At 59.9% G+C, this 18,317-nt stretch carries 21 protein-coding genes; 10 read left to right on the plus strand and 11 right to left on the minus strand.

Features of this window, described 5'->3' with window-relative positions; translation table 11 throughout:
- Window positions 1–14: 14 nt before the first annotated feature.
- A complete protein-coding gene (locus tag FJU08_RS05745; RefSeq protein ID WP_181409758.1) occupies window positions 15–1,220 on the minus strand; it encodes an aspartate aminotransferase family protein in 1,206 nt (401 codons plus the stop codon).
- Window positions 1,221–1,596: 376 nt separating this feature from the next.
- Between FJU08_RS05745 and FJU08_RS05750 the strand changes: the two genes are divergently transcribed.
- The gene (locus FJU08_RS05750) at window positions 1,597–2,181 is read left to right on the plus strand and encodes a GcrA family cell cycle regulator (RefSeq protein WP_141148002.1); all 585 of its coding nucleotides are present in this window, start codon (window positions 1,597–1,599) and stop codon (window positions 2,179–2,181) included.
- 219 nt (window positions 2,182–2,400) lie between these two features.
- On the opposite strand, the gene FJU08_RS05755 is transcribed toward FJU08_RS05750, so the two are convergent.
- Together FJU08_RS05755 and odc2 are read right to left on the minus strand one after the other, a co-directional pair.
- Window positions 2,401–2,991: a GNAT family N-acetyltransferase gene (locus FJU08_RS05755; RefSeq protein ID WP_141148003.1), complete on the minus strand. Its 591-nt coding sequence runs from the start codon at window positions 2,989–2,991 to the stop codon at window positions 2,401–2,403.
- A gap of 124 nt (window positions 2,992–3,115) precedes the next feature.
- On the minus strand, window positions 3,116–4,249 hold the full coding sequence (odc2, locus tag FJU08_RS05760) for an ornithine/lysine decarboxylase (RefSeq protein ID WP_141148004.1): 1,134 nt from the start codon (window positions 4,247–4,249) through the stop codon (window positions 3,116–3,118).
- A gap of 530 nt (window positions 4,250–4,779) precedes the next feature.
- On the opposite strand from odc2, the gene FJU08_RS05765 reads away from it, so the two are divergent.
- From FJU08_RS05765 to FJU08_RS05780, 4 genes are all read left to right on the plus strand, one after another.
- A complete protein-coding gene (locus FJU08_RS05765) occupies window positions 4,780–5,679 on the plus strand; it encodes a LysR family transcriptional regulator (RefSeq protein WP_141148005.1) in 900 nt (299 codons plus the stop codon).
- 6 nt (window positions 5,680–5,685) lie between these two features.
- Entirely contained in the window at window positions 5,686–6,057 is a 372-nt protein-coding gene (locus FJU08_RS05770; RefSeq protein WP_141148006.1) for an SH3 domain-containing protein, read from the plus strand.
- A gap of 101 nt (window positions 6,058–6,158) precedes the next feature.
- Window positions 6,159–6,800 (plus strand): DUF1007 family protein, encoded by a 642-nt coding sequence (locus FJU08_RS05775; RefSeq protein WP_141148007.1) that lies wholly within the window; start codon window positions 6,159–6,161, stop codon window positions 6,798–6,800.
- Window positions 6,791–7,876, plus strand: a complete 1,086-nt coding sequence (locus FJU08_RS05780; RefSeq protein WP_141148008.1) for a nickel/cobalt transporter — start codon at window positions 6,791–6,793, stop codon at window positions 7,874–7,876. The genes FJU08_RS05775 and FJU08_RS05780 overlap by 10 nt, the downstream gene beginning before the upstream one ends.
- Window positions 7,877–7,881: 5 nt before the next feature.
- Here FJU08_RS05780 and ubiV read toward each other — a convergent pair whose 3' ends face one another.
- Genes ubiV through ubiT form a run of 3 tightly spaced genes read right to left on the minus strand, consistent with a single transcriptional unit; the run spans window position 7,882 to window position 10,271 of the window.
- Window positions 7,882–8,793 (minus strand): ubiquinone anaerobic biosynthesis protein UbiV, encoded by a 912-nt coding sequence (gene ubiV, locus FJU08_RS05785; protein ID WP_141148009.1) that lies wholly within the window; start codon window positions 8,791–8,793, stop codon window positions 7,882–7,884.
- Between the two features lie 3 nt (window positions 8,794–8,796).
- A complete protein-coding gene (ubiU, locus tag FJU08_RS05790; RefSeq protein WP_141148010.1) occupies window positions 8,797–9,774 on the minus strand; it encodes a ubiquinone anaerobic biosynthesis protein UbiU in 978 nt (325 codons plus the stop codon).
- The gene (gene ubiT, locus FJU08_RS05795; protein WP_141148011.1) at window positions 9,765–10,271 is read right to left on the minus strand and encodes a ubiquinone anaerobic biosynthesis accessory factor UbiT; all 507 of its coding nucleotides are present in this window, start codon (window positions 10,269–10,271) and stop codon (window positions 9,765–9,767) included. Before ubiT ends, ubiU begins: the two co-directional genes overlap by 10 nt.
- 109 nt (window positions 10,272–10,380) lie before the next feature.
- On the opposite strand from ubiT, the gene FJU08_RS05800 reads away from it, so the two are divergent.
- A complete protein-coding gene (locus tag FJU08_RS05800) occupies window positions 10,381–11,874 on the plus strand; it encodes a UbiD family decarboxylase (RefSeq protein ID WP_141148012.1) in 1,494 nt (497 codons plus the stop codon).
- An 8-nt stretch (window positions 11,875–11,882) separates the two neighbouring features.
- Here the strand turns inward: FJU08_RS05800 and FJU08_RS05805 are convergent, their stop codons facing one another.
- From FJU08_RS05805 to FJU08_RS05815, 3 genes are all read right to left on the minus strand, one after another.
- On the minus strand, window positions 11,883–12,089 hold the full coding sequence (locus FJU08_RS05805; protein ID WP_141148013.1) for a hypothetical protein: 207 nt from the start codon (window positions 12,087–12,089) through the stop codon (window positions 11,883–11,885).
- Entirely contained in the window at window positions 12,079–12,768 is a 690-nt protein-coding gene (locus FJU08_RS05810) for a GNAT family N-acetyltransferase (RefSeq protein WP_141148014.1), read from the minus strand. The genes FJU08_RS05805 and FJU08_RS05810 overlap by 11 nt, the downstream gene beginning before the upstream one ends.
- Window positions 12,769–12,837: 69 nt before the next feature.
- The gene (locus FJU08_RS05815) at window positions 12,838–13,479 is read right to left on the minus strand and encodes a 2-dehydro-3-deoxy-phosphogluconate aldolase (protein WP_141148015.1); all 642 of its coding nucleotides are present in this window, start codon (window positions 13,477–13,479) and stop codon (window positions 12,838–12,840) included.
- A gap of 265 nt (window positions 13,480–13,744) precedes the next feature.
- Between FJU08_RS05815 and FJU08_RS05820 the strand changes: the two genes are divergently transcribed.
- The 3 genes from FJU08_RS05820 (at window position 13,745) to trhO (ending at window position 16,153) form a co-directional block, all read left to right on the plus strand.
- Entirely contained in the window at window positions 13,745–14,218 is a 474-nt protein-coding gene (locus tag FJU08_RS05820; protein ID WP_141148016.1) for a CYTH domain-containing protein, read from the plus strand.
- 1 nt (window position 14,219) lies between these two features.
- Window positions 14,220–15,119, plus strand: a complete 900-nt coding sequence (locus tag FJU08_RS05825) for a CHAD domain-containing protein (RefSeq protein WP_141148017.1) — start codon at window positions 14,220–14,222, stop codon at window positions 15,117–15,119.
- A 116-nt stretch (window positions 15,120–15,235) separates the two neighbouring features.
- Entirely contained in the window at window positions 15,236–16,153 is a 918-nt protein-coding gene (trhO, locus tag FJU08_RS05830) for an oxygen-dependent tRNA uridine(34) hydroxylase TrhO (protein WP_141148018.1), read from the plus strand.
- A 277-nt stretch (window positions 16,154–16,430) separates the two neighbouring features.
- On the opposite strand, the gene FJU08_RS05835 is transcribed toward trhO, so the two are convergent.
- Together FJU08_RS05835 and FJU08_RS05840 are read right to left on the minus strand one after the other, a co-directional pair.
- Window positions 16,431–16,877 carry a cyclic nucleotide-binding domain-containing protein gene (locus tag FJU08_RS05835; RefSeq protein WP_141148019.1) on the minus strand — a complete coding sequence of 149 codons (447 nt, stop codon included), beginning with the start codon at window positions 16,875–16,877 and terminating at the stop codon, window positions 16,431–16,433.
- A 59-nt stretch (window positions 16,878–16,936) separates the two neighbouring features.
- Complete coding sequence (locus FJU08_RS05840; RefSeq protein WP_141148020.1) at window positions 16,937–17,620, minus strand: response regulator transcription factor; 684 nt, start codon at window positions 17,618–17,620, stop codon at window positions 16,937–16,939.
- A 108-nt stretch (window positions 17,621–17,728) separates the two neighbouring features.
- Between FJU08_RS05840 and FJU08_RS05845 the strand changes: the two genes are divergently transcribed.
- On the plus strand, window positions 17,729–18,301 hold the full coding sequence (locus FJU08_RS05845) for a L,D-transpeptidase family protein (protein WP_235890587.1): 573 nt from the start codon (window positions 17,729–17,731) through the stop codon (window positions 18,299–18,301).
- Window positions 18,302–18,317 lie beyond the last annotated feature (16 nt).

Here is an 18,317-nt window from a genome sequence, read left to right on the forward strand (position 1 = left end):
TTCCTTGTCCTTGTTCACTCTGCGTGCTGGGGCGAAGCATGCGCGGCATGCACGGTCTCGGCAGCCTTTTCCAGGCGCGCCAGCCCCTCGCGCACCTCCTCTGCGGTCACAGTCAGCGGCGGCAGAAGACGCACCACATTATCACCGGCAGGCACTGACAGCAGATGCTGGTCACGCATCGCCACCGCCAGTTCGCCAGCCGGTATTTTAGCCTTGACGCCCAGCATCAGCCCCTCGCCGCGGATTTCCTCAATCACATCCGGGTAGCGATCCTTGATCGCGGCAAGCCCCTGCTGGAACAGCAATCCCATCTGACGCACATGGGCGAGAAAGCCATCGCCAAGCACCACATCCAGCACGGCATTGCCGACAGCCATCGCCAGCGGATTGCCGCCAAAGGTCGTGCCGTGAACACCCGGCACCATGCCGGAAGCCGCATTTGCCGTCGCCAGGCAGGCTGCCAGCGGAAACCCGCCGCCAATGCCCTTGGCGATCGCCATGATATCCGGCATCACGCCCGTCTGCTCATAGGCAAACAGCGTGCCGGTACGGCCGATACCGCACTGAACCTCATCGAACATCAACAGAAGATCATGTTCGTCGGCGAGATCGCGCAGGGTTTTCAAAAACCCCTTGTCGATCGGCTTGATGCCGCCTTCGCCCTGAACCGGCTCGATCAGGAACGCGGCGGTTTCTTCGGTGATTGCCGCCTTCAGCGCCTCCATGTCCCCGACCTTGATCTGCCTGAAACCCGGCGCCTTCGGCCCGAAGCCTTCCATATACTTGGCCTGACCGCCAGCGGCGATCGTTGCCAGCGTCCGGCCGTGGAAGGCACCCTCAAAGGTGATGATGTCAATCTTTTCCGGGTGTCCCTTGGCATAGTGATAGCGGCGCGCGGTCTTGATCGCGCATTCAATCGCCTCGGCGCCGGAATTGGCAAAGAAGACCTGATCGGCAAAGGTCGCCTGGGTCAGCCGTCCGGCCAGCGTCTCCTGTCCGGAAACCGTGTAAAGGTTCGACAGGTGCCAGACCTTCTCGGCCTGGCTCTTTAATGCCTCAACCAGATGCGGATGCGCATGGCCCAGCGAGTTGACGGCAATGCCGGCGGCAAAATCGAGATATCGCTCGCCCGTGTCGGTGATCAGCCAGACACCCTCGCCTCGCTCGAAATTGAGCGGAATGCGAGCAAAGGTATTATAGAGAGGCGAGGCCTTCGACATTATTACAAACTCCCGGCGAGGACAGGAGCGGAGTGACAGACTGCGCCCGCTCCAAAAAGTAAAAATGCCGCCTTGACAGGCGGCGACACTATATTGGCTTTTTCGCCCGCCATGTCAACAAAACCCGAACCTGACGCGTGAGAGCTGGAATCTTTTGCATTTACGCCCTTGACCAATCAAGTTGGGGAAAACTGAAAAAACGAATCATCGTGATTCGGCCCAACCTTGCCACGCTTGCGCCACGAGCCTACTTTAAGGCCCACAACGACTGCAAGCGGCGGATCTTTTTACCCGAGTAGCCCCAGTTTCATGTTTCACGGACTTCATCCGCGGAGCACGGCGAGGGATTCCGCCCGCAAATCGCGGAGAGGACTATATGAGCTGGACAGACGAGCGTGTCGAAAAACTCAAACAACTGTGGTCCGAAGGGCTGAGTGCCAGCCAGATCGCTGCCCAGCTGGGCGGTGTCAGCCGTAATGCCGTCATCGGCAAGGTGCATCGCCTGAGCCTTCCGGGCCGCGCCAAGAGTGGCGCTCCGGCGCCGGCACAGCCAACACGGGCCAGCAAGGCCAACACCACACCGCCGCGCGCGCCCAATTTCGCCAGCCGCGCGTCAACCCGCACCACCACGACAACCAGCACTGCCGCCCAGGCAAGCGCCAGCATGGCGGCCCAGTCGGCACCGCGCACGGCAGGCGCGACTGCGCTGAAGCAGGACCTCGAGGTTGAAGCGGTTGCTGAAATCCAGACCCAGGTCGATCGCAAGAATGTTGTCGTACCGATCATGCGCCGGATTGCGCTGACCGAACTGACCGAACGGACCTGCAAATGGCCGGTTGGCGACCCGACCCAGGAAGACTTCTATTTCTGCGGCTGTGAATCGCCTGAAAATTCGCCATATTGCAGCTACCATGCCAAACTGGCCTATCAGCCCGTCAGCGACCGACGCAAGCCACGCTGATAATCGAGGCCGGCAAGCCCCTGTCAAAAAAAGCCCTCACGGCATGGCCATGAGGGCTTTTTCATTGGCAAATTTTGCCCCAGCCACAGAATGGATATCCTGCAAGGCCTAGCGCATCGGCTCGAAAATCGGAATCGATTTTCGAAAAGAACGATGCGTAGATTCAATAAGTTAGAGCGTCCTTGGTGCATCCGAATGGATGCACGGCGCCCTAAGCGCTCAGGCGGCGCGGCGCAGCTTGACAGCCCGCACTTTCGCCCCAGTCGGCACGATGACACCGGCTGCTCCCGTCAGCCAGTCACGCTTCAGCTCCAGCCCAAGGAACCGGCGGCGCTCAAACGGCCCCGGCATGACGAGATGCTGTGCCTTGTCCGCAGAAAACCCGAAGCGCTCGTAATATTCCGGGTCTCCCACCAAAAGGATTGCGCCATGGCCGCGCTTCTCCGCCGCCTTGATGGCTGCGCGCATCAGTGCCGCACCGATACCCTTACCCTCCGCGCGCGGATCAACCGCAAGCGGCCCGAGAAGCAGGGCCGGAACGCCGTTTCCCTCGGCCGAAACGCCGGCATCAACATGCCAGAGCCGCACGGTTCCGATGACAAGGCCGTTTTCGTCACGGGCAACAAGAGCAAGACCATCGGCCGGCAAGCGGCCGCGACGGATCTTTTCCGAGGATTTCTTCTTGCGGTTTTCACCCATGGCGCGATCAAGCAGGTTTTCGCGAACCGCGACATCACGCGGGGTTTCCGCATCGATTACAAAAGACGGCGCAGCAAACAGGGCGCGGATTTCACCAATGACGTCAGTCATGTCGTTGTCCCCCAATAGGTATGCGAAGGACCAGAATAGGCGCAGCGGGCCGTTGCCGCTGCGTGGCGAAACGAGCGCGGCCGCAAAAGCCGCGCATCATGACGAATTGTGCCGGAGAGCCGGTTCAGATCACATAAGACCGCAGCGGCTCGAAACCGTTGAAGGCGACCGAGGCATAGGTCGTGGTATAGGCGCCCGTGCCTTCGATCAGAACCTCGTCACCCACCGTCAGCGTGATCGGCAGCGGATACATGTTCTTTTCATAAAGGACATCAGCGCTGTCGCAGGTCGGACCGGCAATGACGCAGGGCTCCATCTCATCGCTGTCGCGTTCCGTGCGGATCGGATAGCGGATCGCTTCGTCCATGGTTTCAGCGAGACCGCCGAACTTGCCGATATCGAGGAAGATCCATCGGTGCTGATCGTCATCCGACTTCTTCGACACCAGAACAACCTCGGCCTTGACGACACCGGCATTACCAACCATGCCGCGGCCGGGCTCGATGATGGTCTTCGGAATCTGGTTGCCGAAATGACGGGTCAGAGCCGCGAAGATCGCCTTGCCATAAGCCTCTGCGGAAGGAACATCGCGCAGATACTTGGTCGGGAAACCGCCGCCCATATTGACCATCTTGAGGTAGATACCCTGCTTGGCCAGCTGCGCGAAGACACGCTTGGCATCGCCGAGCGCCACGTCCCAGGCATCAAGCTTGGTCATCTGCGAGCCGACATGGAAGGACACGCCATAGCTTTCCAGGCCCAGCTGATGGGCATAGACCAGCACGTCAACCGCCATCGGCGGAACGCAGCCGAACTTGCGCGACAGCGGCCATTCAGCGCCTTCACCATCGGTCAGAACGCGGCAGAACACGCGGGCGCCGGGCGCGGCGCGGGCGATCTTTTCAACTTCCTCATGGCAATCGACAGCAAAGAGATTGACGCCAAGCTCGTAAGCGCGGGCAATATCGCGCTCCTTCTTGATGGTGTTGCCGTAGGAAATGCGGGTCGCATCGGCACCGGCGGCAAGCGCCATCTGGATTTCAACAACCGAAGCGCAGTCGAAGTTCGAGCCGAGACCGGCGAGCAGCGACAGGATTTCAGGTGCCGGATTGGCCTTGACGGCATAATAGATCGAGCTATCGGGAAGCGCGTGGCGGAAGGCCTGATAATTGTCGCGAACAACGTCGAGATCGACAACGAGGCAGGGGCCTTCGGGGCGCTGGGTCTTGAAGAATTCTGCAATACGGGCGGTGGTCATGCTGATAACCCCTTCTCAGAAGCGATATCCGGATAAACCGGATGGACAAAGGGCGCATCGACACGCTCACGATCCCGGCCGGTGGAGACCCCGGAGATCGGTTACGGCTAACGCCAGACGGATGGACCTGTCTTGTTGAGACGAGTCCGGCTTTGTCTGCCTTGGATTGGAGGGATAACCCGACCGCACTTCCGGCAATGATGGTATGTGCCTCTTCAGTACCCCTGCGGATGGAAAGCAGGGAGACACCAGAAAGGCCCGCACCGTCGTTGCTTCAAGATGTCCTCGCTTGACCGGTTGGCCGGGGAAGCGACTGGAGGGGTTAGTTCCAGGTACCTTACCGAGATCCTCGCCATTTCGAGGGTCGGCGGACACCCACAGGCACGCGCGACTTTGGGCAAGCGGAGATTTATGCAAACAGGACCGCAAAATCAAGTGGGCAGGTTGTAAAATCCGCACGCGCAGGCGATCATCTGTGCTATCCGTTTGACAAAGAACAAACATTTTTTTGAAAGCGACAGCGAGCGGCCATGGACACACTGACACGCATGCGTGCCTTCATCGATGTGGTGGAGGCGGAAGGCTTTTCCGCCGCCGCCCGCAAAACCGGGCGCTCCAAGGCGCTTCTCTCCAAATATGTGCGGGAGCTGGAGGACGATCTCGGTGCGCTTCTCCTCAACCGCACCACACGCCAGTTTGCCCTCACCGAGGCCGGCCATATCTATTTCCGCAGCGCCGCGGATATTCTGCAGGAGATCGACAACCTCTCCGACTCGGTGCGCGCCAATAATACAGACCTGCGCGGACGGCTGAAAATCTCCGTGCCGCGCACTTTCGTTGATGCACCGATCGGTCAGTCGCTGATCGATTTTTCCAGCGAACATCCCGATGTGACACTGGAAATTGTCGCGGAAGACCGCTTCGTCGACCTGGTGGAGGAAGGTTATGATGTCGCCATCCGCATCACCCGGCTGGAAGATTCGGCGCTGATCGCCCGCAAGCTTGCCGACTCGGTCAATCGCATCTGCGCTTCTCCTGCCTTTCTTGAAGGTCTGGAACAGCCGCTGAAGAAACCAGCCGATCTGGCCCATGTCTCCTTCATCGTTGACACCAATCCGAAATCCTATTCCTCAATCCGCTTCCGCAATGAAGATGGCACACTCTATTCCGTGCCGATCCGCGGGCCGATCGAGGTCAATTCGCCGATCGCAACCATGCGCGCGGCCCTTGCCGGCCTCGGCGTTGCGCTGATTCCGGATTTCGTCGCCCGCCAGGCGCTGGAAGATGGCCGCCTCGTCTCGATCTTTGACGACGATCTGCCGCCGGGCGCGGGTATCTATGCGATCTTTCCCCATCGCCGTTATCTGCCGGTCAAGGTGCGCTCCTTTGTCGACTATCTGACAAAGTGGTTCCGCGACCATATTGACTGAACGGCGATGCATTACATTTTCCCGGACGGCACTTTCGTCATCGCCACAAAGTCCTATCAGCGTTTCTATGACGACCCCATCGTACTAAAGGCCGGTGAGGCCGCCCTGCCGATCGGCGGAAAAGAGACGGATATTGAAGGCTGGCTCTGGTGCCGTGGCGATGACGGGCGCGAGGGCTGGGTACCAGAAAGCTGGCTTAGGCAAGACGGCAGCCGCCGCATTGCCATCCGCGATTACAACGCAATCGAACTGTCGGTAGCCTCCGGTGACCGGCTGGCACTCATCTTCAGCGAGGGCGGCTATCTTTTTTGCCGCAGTCGGGAAGGCGAGACCGGCTGGCTACCGGATGGTATTATGCGGCTTGACGCCGGCAATTGATGCCAGGATCCACTTTTCGGCCAGTTTCGGCGTTTTTTTGACTCAATCCCGTTTCAGGGTCCGGCAATCCTGAAACAGCCGCGACAACGGACACCGCCCCAATGAACGCCAGATGGCCAGCCGCGCTTTCCTGCCTGTTTTTCCTGCCTGCCGCTCAAGCGCTTGCGCATCCGCATGTCTTTGTCGATGCAAGGCTTGAGGTCGTCTCCGACGACAAGGGCAATATCACCGAACTGCACAATGTCTGGCGTTTCGACGAGTTCTTCTCCTCGTCCGTGATCATGGATTACGACACCAATATGGATAACCAGCTGACCGGTGACGAGCTGACCGATATCGGCAAGACGGTGCGCGATTCGCTCAAGGAATATGATTTCTACACCCAGATCACTGACAATGGCGAAACGGTGAAGCTGAAGACGCCAGACGTTATCCATGCCGATATGAAGGATGGTCAGCTGCTGCTGTTCTTTTCCGCCGAGCCGGAAAAACCGCTGAAATTGAAAGGGCATCTGACCATTGGTGTCTATGACCCGACACTCTATACCTCCTTCAATTTTCACCATGACAGCGACATCGTCACCATGGGCGATGGCTTCAAGGCCTGCAAGACCGAAGTCGTGCGCCCCGACCCCGACAAGGTGATCTCCGAAAACAAGAACGCGCTGACAGCAGCCTTTTTCTCCGATCCGACCGATATGAGCAAACTTTTCGCAACCCAGCTGGACATACAATGCGGCTAGCCAAATTCAGTCTCTGGCTCGGCCTGCTCTTCATTGCCTTTGTGGCGGGTGCCACCATTGCCCAGGCCCAGACGACGCCGCTTGGCATCGGCACGGCGGAGCCGTCTTTTTCATCCTCCTTCGCTCCGCTGGAACATCTGCTGATCATCATCAATCAGTATCAGCAGCGCTTCTATCACGCGCTCACCGCCGCTTTGAAGGCGATGCGTGACGATCCGTTCAAGGTCCTTATTCTGATCGGTCTCTCATTTGCCTATGGCGTGTTTCACGCTGCCGGTCCCGGTCATGGCAAGGCGGTGATCTCGTCCTATCTGATTGCCAATGAAAAGCAGCTGAAACGCGGTATCGGCGTGGCTATCCTGGCCTCTCTGGCACAGGCCGTTTCGGCCATTCTGCTGGTTGGTACCGCCTATTTCGTGCTGCGCGGCACTTCCGTTTCGATGCGAGACGCAACGCTCTATATGGAAAAAGCCAGTTTTCTTCTGGTTGCCGCCTTCGGCGCCTGGCTGTTGTTTTCCAAGACCCGTGCGATTTTTGCCGGGCGCGCGAGGGCCATCCCGCTGACAGAGACGGCAGCGCCTGCCATGCCCGCCATGGCGGTCAGCAGCGCATCCGGGCGGCAAGAACCCGGTGCGATGCGCTTTCAGGCTGAAGAAATCACCCCCCACCCGGATCCCAATCACATCCACGGGCCTGATTGCGGCTGCGGCCATATCCACATGCCGATGCCGGCGGACCTTGCCGGAAACCGCATGGACTGGAAGGCAGCAGGATCGGCCATTCTGGCGATCGGGATGCGCCCCTGTTCCGGCGCGCTGATCGTGCTCACCTTCGCCATTCTCAACGGCCTCGTCCTTGGCGGCATTGCCTCGGTCTTTGCCATGGCGATCGGCACGGCCATCACCGTTTCCGTGCTCGCCATCATCGCGGTCTCTTTCAAGGGCCTCGCCGTCAGGCTTGCAGGTGGCGGGAGCGGGCGTGGCGCCTTTGTCGGCCACGCCATCGAGATCCTCGGCGCGCTTTTCGTGCTGATGATCGGCCTGACCCTGTTTGCAGCCTCAGTCGCCGCGTCCTGATCAAGTCAGGCGCTGCGGGCAGCCGCAATATAGGCAGCGCCTTCCCGGCCATGCAGAAAGCCGTTGGAAAGCGGGGCGGCGGGATAAATCGCCTTTAATTCCGCGAGTGCATTCTCTGCCGAAAGCTTGCCATCAAGCACGGCACGATAGGTCAGCGCCACCGCCACCATGTCGCAATCCTGCGGCGACAGACGGAAGCGGGAAATGCCGGCCGTCTGAAGCGCGCCGAGTTCTCCGACCAGCGACTGGCAGGTGTGGGACACGGTCTGCACACCGTTCAGCACCAGAAAAGGTTGATGATCGAGGGTTTTCACCGCCAGCCCGTCGGGGTCATCACCACAGACGAACTGGCAATTATCCTTGATCTTGCCCTTGGAGCGGGCATGGGCGCAGCGGGCCGAAATCGCCAGCGGCATGCGGCCGAAGGCAAAGACCTCAAGCTCAACACCAGGATTACCCGTAGCGATCGCTTCGATAGATGTCAGCGGCAGTTCCGGCGGCAGACAGATCGCTGTGGCACCACGCGATTTCAGCACACGTGCTGTCGGCGCATTATAGACATTGACCAGCGGCCCGACGGTATGCGGACGGTCTTTAAGAAAATTGAGCGCCGACAGATCATTGGCCTCGACGGGATAAGGCGAGCCTTCCGCCGTTTCACGCACCTGCTTGATCTCGCGCGGCAGCGTCACCAGCGCATAGGTGGAGATGATCACCTCCTTGCCGGCAGCCTCCAGCCGCTCGATCACCTCGGCCAGATGCGGCTCGGTGAAGTGCTGGCGCTTGGAGCAGACCGTCTCGCCGACGACGACACGGTCGACCGGCGCTTCATCGGCAATGCGGAAATAGAAGTCCCGCCACTTGGGCCCGTCCCACAGCGCATAGACCGGTCCCAGCGTCAGTTTTGCATCAGCCATGGGTTACCTCCACTTTTTCTCGTAAGCGCCGGAGGTCGTCTTGCCCCCTTCGGAAAGCCCCTTCAGCCGGGACAGAAGGGCTGCCCGTGCTTCAGGTTCGGCATCGAGTGCCTTTTTCAGCGTCGAGACCACCTCGGCCACATAGGCCTTGCCGCGCTGACGCCCCTCGATCTTCAGCGCCGAAACCCCGGCGGCCCTGAGCGCATCGATCTCGCTCATAACATCAAGTGACACCGGATCCTCAAACGCATAGCCGCAGGCTTCACCAATATCGAAACGGCCCTTGCACAGCGTCGGATAGCCAGCAGCCTCGCCATCGCCGAAACGGTTGATCGTGTAGCCGCCAAGCTCGGAGACCATGTCATTGCCTTCGCGGCGGTAGCGCACATGGCTTGCAGGCGAGCAGACGCCGTTCATGTTCGGCGATTTTCCAGTCGCATAGGAAGAAAGCGCGCAGCGCCCTTCCGCCATGACGCAGAGGCCGCCGAAAACGAAGACCTCAATCTCGCATTCCACCGCCTTGCCGATCCGGGCAATATCGGCAATCGTCAGTGTGCGCGGCAGCACGACACGCTGGGCATTGAAGGCATCGACAAGGAAATTGATCGCATCCGGGTTGGAGGCCGATGCCTGCACGGAAACATGCAGGCGCTGTTCAGGGTATTTTTCCGCAACATGGGCCATCAGGCCGAAATCGGCGAGAATCAGCGCATCAGCGCCGGCGGCCACTGCATCGGCGGCGCCGCGATACCAGATCTCCTCATCACCGGCACGCATGAAGGTGTTCAGTGCCACCAGCACCTTCACATTGTTCTTGTGGGCGTAGGCAATCGCCTCTTTCAGCTCCTCGCGGGAGAAATTGAGGCCGGGGAAGTTGCGGGCATTGGTCTCGTCGCGAAAGCCGCAATAGACCGCATCCGCGCCAGCCTCCACGGCGGCGCGGAAAGCCGACGGCGTGCCGGCCGGGCAGATCAGTTCCATGCGTGCGGCTCCTCAAACAGAACCTTGCCGCGAATCCGTGCAGCGGTGTGGGCGACGAGCGGCGCAAACGGACCGGCAAGCGGTGCCAGATCGCTCGGCAGATCGATTTCGCAATCATCAAGCGCGTTTCTGAGCGCCAGCGTCGCTTCCATATCGCCCGAAACGGAAAGATCGCGCGAGAAAAACAGCGCATCGCCATCCAGCCGGCCTTCCATCAGCGCCAGCAGAATGAAGAAGGGGCCTTCGACCGTGGCATCGGCGTGGATATCGGCGTCCGATCGAAGCACCGTTACCTCTTCCGCCGCAGGGGAAATCACAAATGTGAAGGGCAGGTCGACCGGCCGGAAGGCATAGGCCTTGGCCTTGTGTTCACCAAGGCGTTCAAACAGGGCCGGATGCTTGCGCATCAGCCGGTGCAGCAGCATATTTGCCGTCCGCTCCGCCAGGGCGATGGGCACGAGATCGAACGGGATAGCAATAGCAGGCGGTAATCTCATCGTTCTTGTCTTTCGCTAAACTTCCATAGCCGCAAACTATCGGCAGCCGTGGCCTTGCGATTTGAGCTAGCGCAAAGACTTGCCCTTTTGTGCACGCCAAGGCTTGGCCATGAAAAACGACGCCCCGCCCCGCCGCTATGACAGCCTTCAGGACTTTCTTGCAACGCTTGAGAAACGGGGCCGGCTGAAGCGTATCGCCAGACCCGTTTCCCTGGTTCACGAGATCACCGAAATCAGCCGCCGCGTCCTTCACGCAGGCGGCCCGGCCCTCTTCTTCGAGCAGCCGGTTGATGCTGACGGCAATGTTTCGGCGATTCCCGTCATCACCAATCTGTTTGCCACACGAGAGCGGATTGAATGGGGTTTTGGCCTCGCCAGCGGTCATATCGGCGATCTCGCCACGCTTCTCAGACAATTGCGCGCACCGCAGCCGCCCGCCTCGATGCGCGAAGCCTTTGACAGCCTGCCGCTGATCCGCTCGGCTCTGGCGCTGGGCGTGAAGCAGGACAACCGACCGCCCTGCCAGGAGGTGGTGCTGACGGGGGATGCCGTCGATCTTTCGCGGCTGCCGATCCAGTGGTGCTGGCCGGGTGAACCGGCACCGCTTGTCAGTTGGCCGCTGGTGATCACCAGCGATCATGACGATCCGGACGATATCAATGTCGGCGTCTACCGCATGCAGAAGCTCGGCAAAAACCGGCTGATCATGCGTTGGCTTTCCCAGCGCGGCGGCGCCAAGCATTTCCGCTCCTGGCAGAAGGCGGGCCAGGACATGCCGGTCACGGTCGCGATCGGCGCGGATCCCGCGACGATATTGTCAGCCGTCATGCCATTGCCGGAAGAGATGAGCGAGCTTGATTTTTCCGGCGTTCTGTCAGGCCGCAAGGCACGTATCGCCCGTGCGATCTCGCAGCCGCAGATCGTGCCGGCCAATGCCGAGATCGTGCTGGAGGGTACGGTTTCGGTGACGGAGGAGGCCGATGAAGGTCCCTATGGCGACCATACCGGCTATTATAACGCCATCGAGCGCTTCCCGATCTTTACCGTTTCGGCGATCACCATGCGCAAGAAACCGGTCTATCTTTCGACCTATACCGGCCGGCCGCCGGATGAGCCTTCCGTGCTGGGCGAGGCGATGAACGAGCTTTTCGTGCCGCTGGTCAAACAGCAGGTGCCGGAAATCCTCGATATTCACCTGCCGGCCGAGGCCTGCTCTTATCGCGCCATCGTCGTGTCCATCGACAAGCGTTATCCCGGCCAGGCACGCCGCGTGATGATGGCGCTATGGTCGATGCTGTCGCAGTTCAACATGACCAAGCTGATCATCGTCGTCGATCCGGATATCGATATCCGTGACTGGAAGGATGTGATCTGGGCGCTGGTGACCCGCTATGACGCTTCGCGCGATACGATGCTGATCGACAATACGCCGATCGACTATCTCGACTTCGCCTCGCCAAAGGCTGGCCTTGGCGGCAAGATCGGCCTTGATGCCACCATCAAGATTGGCACCGAGACGGAGCGCGAATGGGGCCGGGTGATTGCCATGAGCGGGGATGTGAAAGACCGCGTCGATGCGCTCTGGCAGGATCTCGGTCTTTGAATACGGGCTCAGTGGCGCCGCTGGTAGCGGGCCCTGAGCCAGAAAATGATGAACAGCGCCAGAACGAAAAGCACGCCAAAGCCAAAGCCTAAAAAGGGCGAGATCCCACCGAGGAAATTGACCACTTCCGGCAGGAACAGGCCGCCGATCACCATGACGGTGAGAATGATACCGGCGGCAACCAGGCTGGAGCGCTGGGTGTCCTTATGCGCCATCCCCGCCCCGCAATGCCACAAGATCACGCTTTTGCTGGCCGGTCGCGTCGAAATTATCCGGATTGAGCCAGGCTTCAAAGGCTGAGCGCCGCGCCGGCCATTCGCTGTCGATGATCGAGAACCAGGCCGTGTCACGGTTTTCACCGCGCGAAATCATGTGCTGGCGAAACACGCCCTCAAAGGAAAAGCCAAGCCTTTTCGCTGCCGCGCTGCTCGGCTGGTTCTCATTGTGACATTTCCACTCATAACGGCGATAGCCGAGATCATCGAAAATGTGATGCGCCATCAGATAATGGGCTTCGGTCGCCATGGCGCTGCGCTTCATCGCCAGACCATGGGCGACGGAACCGACCTCGATCGAACCATTTTTGGGATCGATGCGCATATAGCTCGCCATGCCGACAATTTCTTCGCTGCCGGCGCGCTTGAAGACGCGGGTGATCCAGTCTCCGGCACTGTTGTGGCCGTCAAGCCAGTCATGGAAATCACTGGCATTGCGAAAATCATGGGCGGGAAAATAGCGCAGCAGCGTGTTGACGGCCTCGGGCGAGCCGCCCAGCGCCTGCCACAGACCCTCGGCATGATCCGGCCCATGCCAAGGCGTCAGCGTCACGTGAAGGCCGCGCTGGGTGATCGGCTGCGGTCGCAGCCGCGGGGCAAAATCCTTCAGATCCGTCATCACCAGTCCTCGCTTCAGCCATCAAAAGACAATGCGGGCGCCACAACGGGCGCCCGCATCGAAAACCACTTACTTCTTCAGCGTGTCGCAGGCTTCCTTGGCCAGCGCCTTGATGCCGTCCCAGTCGCCCTTGGCCACCAGATCCTTAGGAGCCACCCAGGAACCGCCGACGCAGATGACGTTGGGCAGCTTCAGATAGTCCATGGCATTCTGCGGCGAAACACCGCCGGTCGGGCAGAATTTCAGATCCGCGAGCGGCGACGACAGGGCCTTGAGATAGGGAGCGCCGCCAGCCTGTTCGGCGGGGAAGAACTTCATCAGACGATAGCCTTCTTCGCGCAGCGTCAGCATTTCGCTGGCCGTTGCCGTGCCGGGAAGAAGCGGGATTTCGCTGTCATCGGCAGCGTCCAGGATCTCGCCGTTGACGCCGGGCGACACGATGAATTTGGAGCCGGCCTTGACGGCGGCTTCATAATCCTTGGCCGAAAGGATGGTGCCGGCACCGATGACGGCACCTTCGATCTCTTCCGACATCGCCTTGATGACATCAAGGGCAGCCGGCGTGCGCAGGGTGATTTCCAGCGCCTTCAGCCCGCCTTCGACGAGCGCGCGGGCCAGCGGCACCGCATGAGCGACCTCTTCGACGATCAGGACCGGGACCACCGGCTGTGCCGTCAGAACGGAGAGGAGGGATTGGGTTTTTGCTTCCATGGTCGGTCAGTCCTCATTAACCGGTTAGACGCAACTGCTTCCGGTGACAGAACATTCGGCCTGCCCGCCGGAAACAAGCGAGAATGGGGCGTGGCAAGCGCCGGTCTGGGAGCAACGCGGCAATGCCTCACCTCGTGGAATAACGTGCCGCTTCAATCAAGTCGAGCCTTAAGCGACATCACGGCACTTGTATCTTGTTTTTGTTATGCCAGTTTGATCTCGATTAATCACAAGCAGTATGCCGGTTTGATGGCAGGGAGTGGAAATGGCCAGGGAAATTGAGCGCAAATTCCTTATTCGCAATGCGGATTGGGAAAAGGAAGCGGATGACGGCGTGCGACTCACCCAGGCCTATCTGGCCGGGGGCCGCGACCGATCCGTGCGGATCCGCCTTTTCGACGGCAAAGCGGCCAGGCTCACGCTGAAATTCGGCGGCGGCACCTTTGCGCGCGACGAATTCGAATATGACGTGCCGCTGGATGATGCCCGCCAGATGCTCACCCATGCAACCGGGATCGTCATCGACAAGACCCGCTACAAGGTCGAGCGCGGCGCTTTTACTTATGAAATTGATGTTTTTCACGGTGATCATGATGGCCTGATCGTCGCCGAGGTGGAACTGCCGGACGAAAATGCCGAGCCGCCGCTGCCCGACTGGCTCGGCCGCGAGGTGACGGGCGACCGCCGCTATCTCAACCAGTCACTGTCCAAACGCGCCGGACTGCCGGAGGAAATCTGAAATGGCTTTCGAGATCGATCCCGACAAGCCGTTCAACGAGGCTTTCCGCGCCGTTGCGACCGAGGAGCTGACAAAGGCGATCACGCTTTTGACGGAGCGGCCTGACGGGCTGCACGAGGCAGTGCATGCCGCGCGCAAGCGTTTCAAGCGGCTGCGCGGGCTTTACCGCTTCGCCCGCGCCGATGCCAAGGGGTTTGCCCGGCGGGAGAATGCCCGCATCCGCGAAATGTCTGCCTCACTTTCGGCCGAACGCGATGCGACCGCGCTGATCGAGACCGTCGGTTATCTGCGTGGCCTCGGTCCCGATGGCAGCACTGATATGGCGCTTTATGCACTGGAACGCGCGCTGACGGTCCGCCGTGATGACATTGCCATGAGTGATGGCGCGCTGGAACGCAAGGTCACCGTCGCCATTGGTACCTGCAAGGCAGCGATGGACGCGATCAAAGCCCATGAATTTGCCCCCGGCCGCAAGACGGCGGCCAGCCGCATTGCCACAGGCTGGTACAGGATGCTGAGCGCTGCCCAGGTGGCGCTGATGTCAGCGCGCGCCGGTGGCACCGATGAGGATTTCCACGAATTGCGCAAACGCAGCCAGGACTACTGGATGTTTTCCAGCCTTGCCGTGCTGATCTGGCCATCGGGCTTTTCCGCCAGACGCGAGCGGGCCAAGCGACTTGCCGATCTTCTCGGCCATGAGCATGATCTGAGCGTGCTGCTGGCGCTTCTCGGCTCAACAGCAGGCCTCGCCATCAGCGATGGGCAGGCTGGAACCGTCGTCAAGGCAGCCCTTGCGGAACGGGCCTGTCTGCGCAAGACAGCCATCAAGCTGGCACGCCCCCTTTATTCCGACGATCCCGACCGCGAGGCACAGGTGATCGAACGGCTCTGGCGGGGCTGAAACCCCTTTCATCCGGGCACTTCAGGCAGGTTTGATTTGCCAAACACGGGGCGAAGGGTGTATTGACCCGCGCCATGACAGGACTTGAAAAACATCAAGAACGGCAGGACACGGCCATGGCTGAGCACGGACCCTTTCTGGTCGCAGCACTCTATCACTTCGCGCGCTTCCCCGATTTCCGCGATTTCCGCGCCCCGCTCCTTGAAAAGGCTGAAGCAGAAGGCATTCGCGGCACGCTGCTTCTGGCCCATGAGGGCATTAACGGCACGATTGCCGGCAGCCCGGAAGGCATTGCCGCGATATTGGATTTCATTCGCGCCAGGCCGGAATTTGCCGGTCTCGTGCACAAGGAAAGCCAGGCCTCGGAAATGCCCTTCAACCGCATGAAGGTGCGGCTGAAGAAGGAAATCGTCACCATGGGCGTCGAGGATATCGATCCCCTGAAGATCGTCGGCACCTATATCGAGCCGAAGGACTGGAATGCGCTGATTTCCGATCCCGAAACCGTGGTGATCGACACCCGTAATGACTATGAGACCGCTATCGGCCTGTTCAAGAACGCTGTCGACCCGAAGACCAAGACCTTTCGCGAATTCCCCTCCTGGGTAAAGGCCAATGCCGGCCTGCACAACAAGCCGAAGATCGCCATGTACTGCACCGGCGGCATTCGCTGCGAAAAGGCCTCCGCCTATATGAAGGAACAAGGCTTTGACGAGGTCTATCACCTCAAGGGCGGGATTTTGAAATATCTCGAAGAGGTGCCGGAAGATGAAAGCCTGTGGGAAGGCGCCTGCTTTGTCTTTGACGAGCGCGTCTCGCTGACCCACGGCCTGAAAGAGGGCGGACATATTCTCTGCCACGCCTGCGGCCATCCGGTCACGCCGGAAGAACAGGCCATGCCCTCCTACGAAGAAGGCGTCTCATGTCCCCATTGCGAAACGCTCTATGGCGCTGAGGACCGGGCCCGCTTCCGCGAGCGCCAGCACCAGATCGCCCTTTCGAAGCGACGCGGCGAACGCCATCTCGGCGCCTGAGGCATGTCCTGGGAAAGCGGCGGCGCTTGGGAGCCGTTGATAGGACGATGCCCCGCGCTGCGGGGCATTCAGACTGCCGACAAACCTCGCCACCTTTTCTGACGTCATGCCGGTGCGTGGTCCACAGGCATCCAGCCGGCGCGCGTTCGCGCGGCGAAAGACTGAGCGTATTCAAAGCCTTAAGAATATGGATCCCCGTGACAAGCACGGGGATGACGACGGAGGGGGGGCCAAAAAAACAGACAAGCTGAATGACTTTGTCAACAGTCTGGATCGATCAGAAATCGGACAGCCTTGTGCGCACCGAATCAAGCGCGCTGACCATTTCGGCAAAGCCCTGGCGCAACCGCCGGTCCATGGCTTCACCGATATCGGGATATTCCCCGACAAGCTTGATGAAGGCCTCTCGGCCGATGAAGAAAATCTCTGATCTGAGATCCGCCATTGCTGTCAGCCGGTGCGCGATGGGGCTGACCAGCGCCACCTCGGCCAGCACGCTGCCAGGACCTGCAATACCACAGGAACTGCCGCCCGCTTCCAGCGACAGCTTGCCCTCGGCCACCACATAGGCACCTTCGCTGATATCATTTTCCCTGAGCAGGACTTCACCGGGCTCCAGCCGGATCTGCCGCGCGGTGAAGGCGACAAGCAGCAGCTGATCGCCGGTAAAGCCGGAGAAGAGATCGGTTCGGCGCAGAACCTCAATGTCGCGGGAAAGTGCCATCCCCAGTCTCCCTCTTCGTCTTAACCGCTGGCAATGACTCCCCTATAGGCCATGACTGGTCAGGGTACCAGCTTGTAACCGCCGTTTTCCGTGACAAGAATGCGCGCATTAGACGGATCTTCCTCGATCTTCTGCCGCAAGCGATAGACATGGGTTTCCAGCGTATGGGTGGTAACGCCCGAATTATAGCCCCAGACCTCCTCCAGCAGCATGTCGCGCGTGACAACCTTCTGACCGGCGCGATAGAGATAGCGCACGATGGCCGCCTCTTTCTCGGTCAGGCGGATTTTTTTGCCGGCAAGATCGGTAAACACCTTCTGCCCCGGCTTGAACGTGTAGGGACCGACCTTGAAAGTGGCATCCTCACTCTGTTCATGCTGGCGCAATTGCGCGCGGATACGCGCCAGAAGCACGGCAAAGCGAAACGGTTTTGCCACATAATCATTGGCACCCGCCTCAAGGCCTAAAATGGTGTCGCTGTCCGTATCATGGCCGGTCAGCATGATGATTGGCGCCTTGAAGCCGTTCTTGCGCAAAAGCTTCACCGCTTCGCGGCCATCCATGTCCGGAAGCCCGACATCCATGATCAGCACATCGATCTGGCCTTCACGGGCAAGCTTGATCGACTGGGCGGCAGTGCCTGCTGCATGAATGACAAATTCATCATAGAGCTCAAGCTGCTCCACAAGCGTGTCACGCAGATCCTCATCATCGTCCACAAGCAGGATCGTCCTTGCCGTCATACGCCATCCTTCCCTGTTCGGCAGGCCTGAACACCTGCCATTGCACCATTATTGTCCGGAGCTTATTGCTATGACGTTAGTCCGTTTTCACAGACAAAGCAAAAATCCGTGACCCACAGCAATTCCCGCCACTATCCACGACAGAATACCATAATACCGCAGCAGGCTCGCATTGTCGTCAGCCGCCTGCCCGGCGCACCGCATCGGGCGGTTCTGCGCTTCGGACAGCTCTGCTTTCCGGCCGCCATCGGCGTGAACGGCATCAGCAGCCGCAAGCGGGAAGGCGATGGCAAGACGCCGCTTGCCAGCATGGCACTTCTGGATCTCATGGAGCGCCCGCGCGCTTGCCGCTTTCCCGCAGGCCAAATGAAGCGCCAGCCGATTTCCGGCCGCAATGGCTGGTGCGACGCACCTGAAAATGCCAGCTATAACCGGCCGGTCCGCCTGCCCTTCGCGCCGAGCCATGAACAGCTGCTGCGTGATGACGGCCTTTATGATGTGATCGGGGTACTCGACTGGAATGTGACGGCGCGAAAGCGCCATGCAGGTTCGGCAATCTTCCTGCATCTGGCGCGACCGGACTTTTCCGGTACGCAAGGCTGTGTCGCCATCTCCCGCCATGCCATGCGCGTGCTCCTGCCGCATCTTTCGCGCAGAACGAAAATCACGATCCTTCCCTAGTGCGTCCAAAAAGACG

The sequence above is a fragment of the Martelella alba genome (assembly GCF_006516955.1).
GTDB classification, from domain to species: domain Bacteria; phylum Pseudomonadota; class Alphaproteobacteria; order Rhizobiales; family Rhizobiaceae; genus Martelella; species Martelella alba.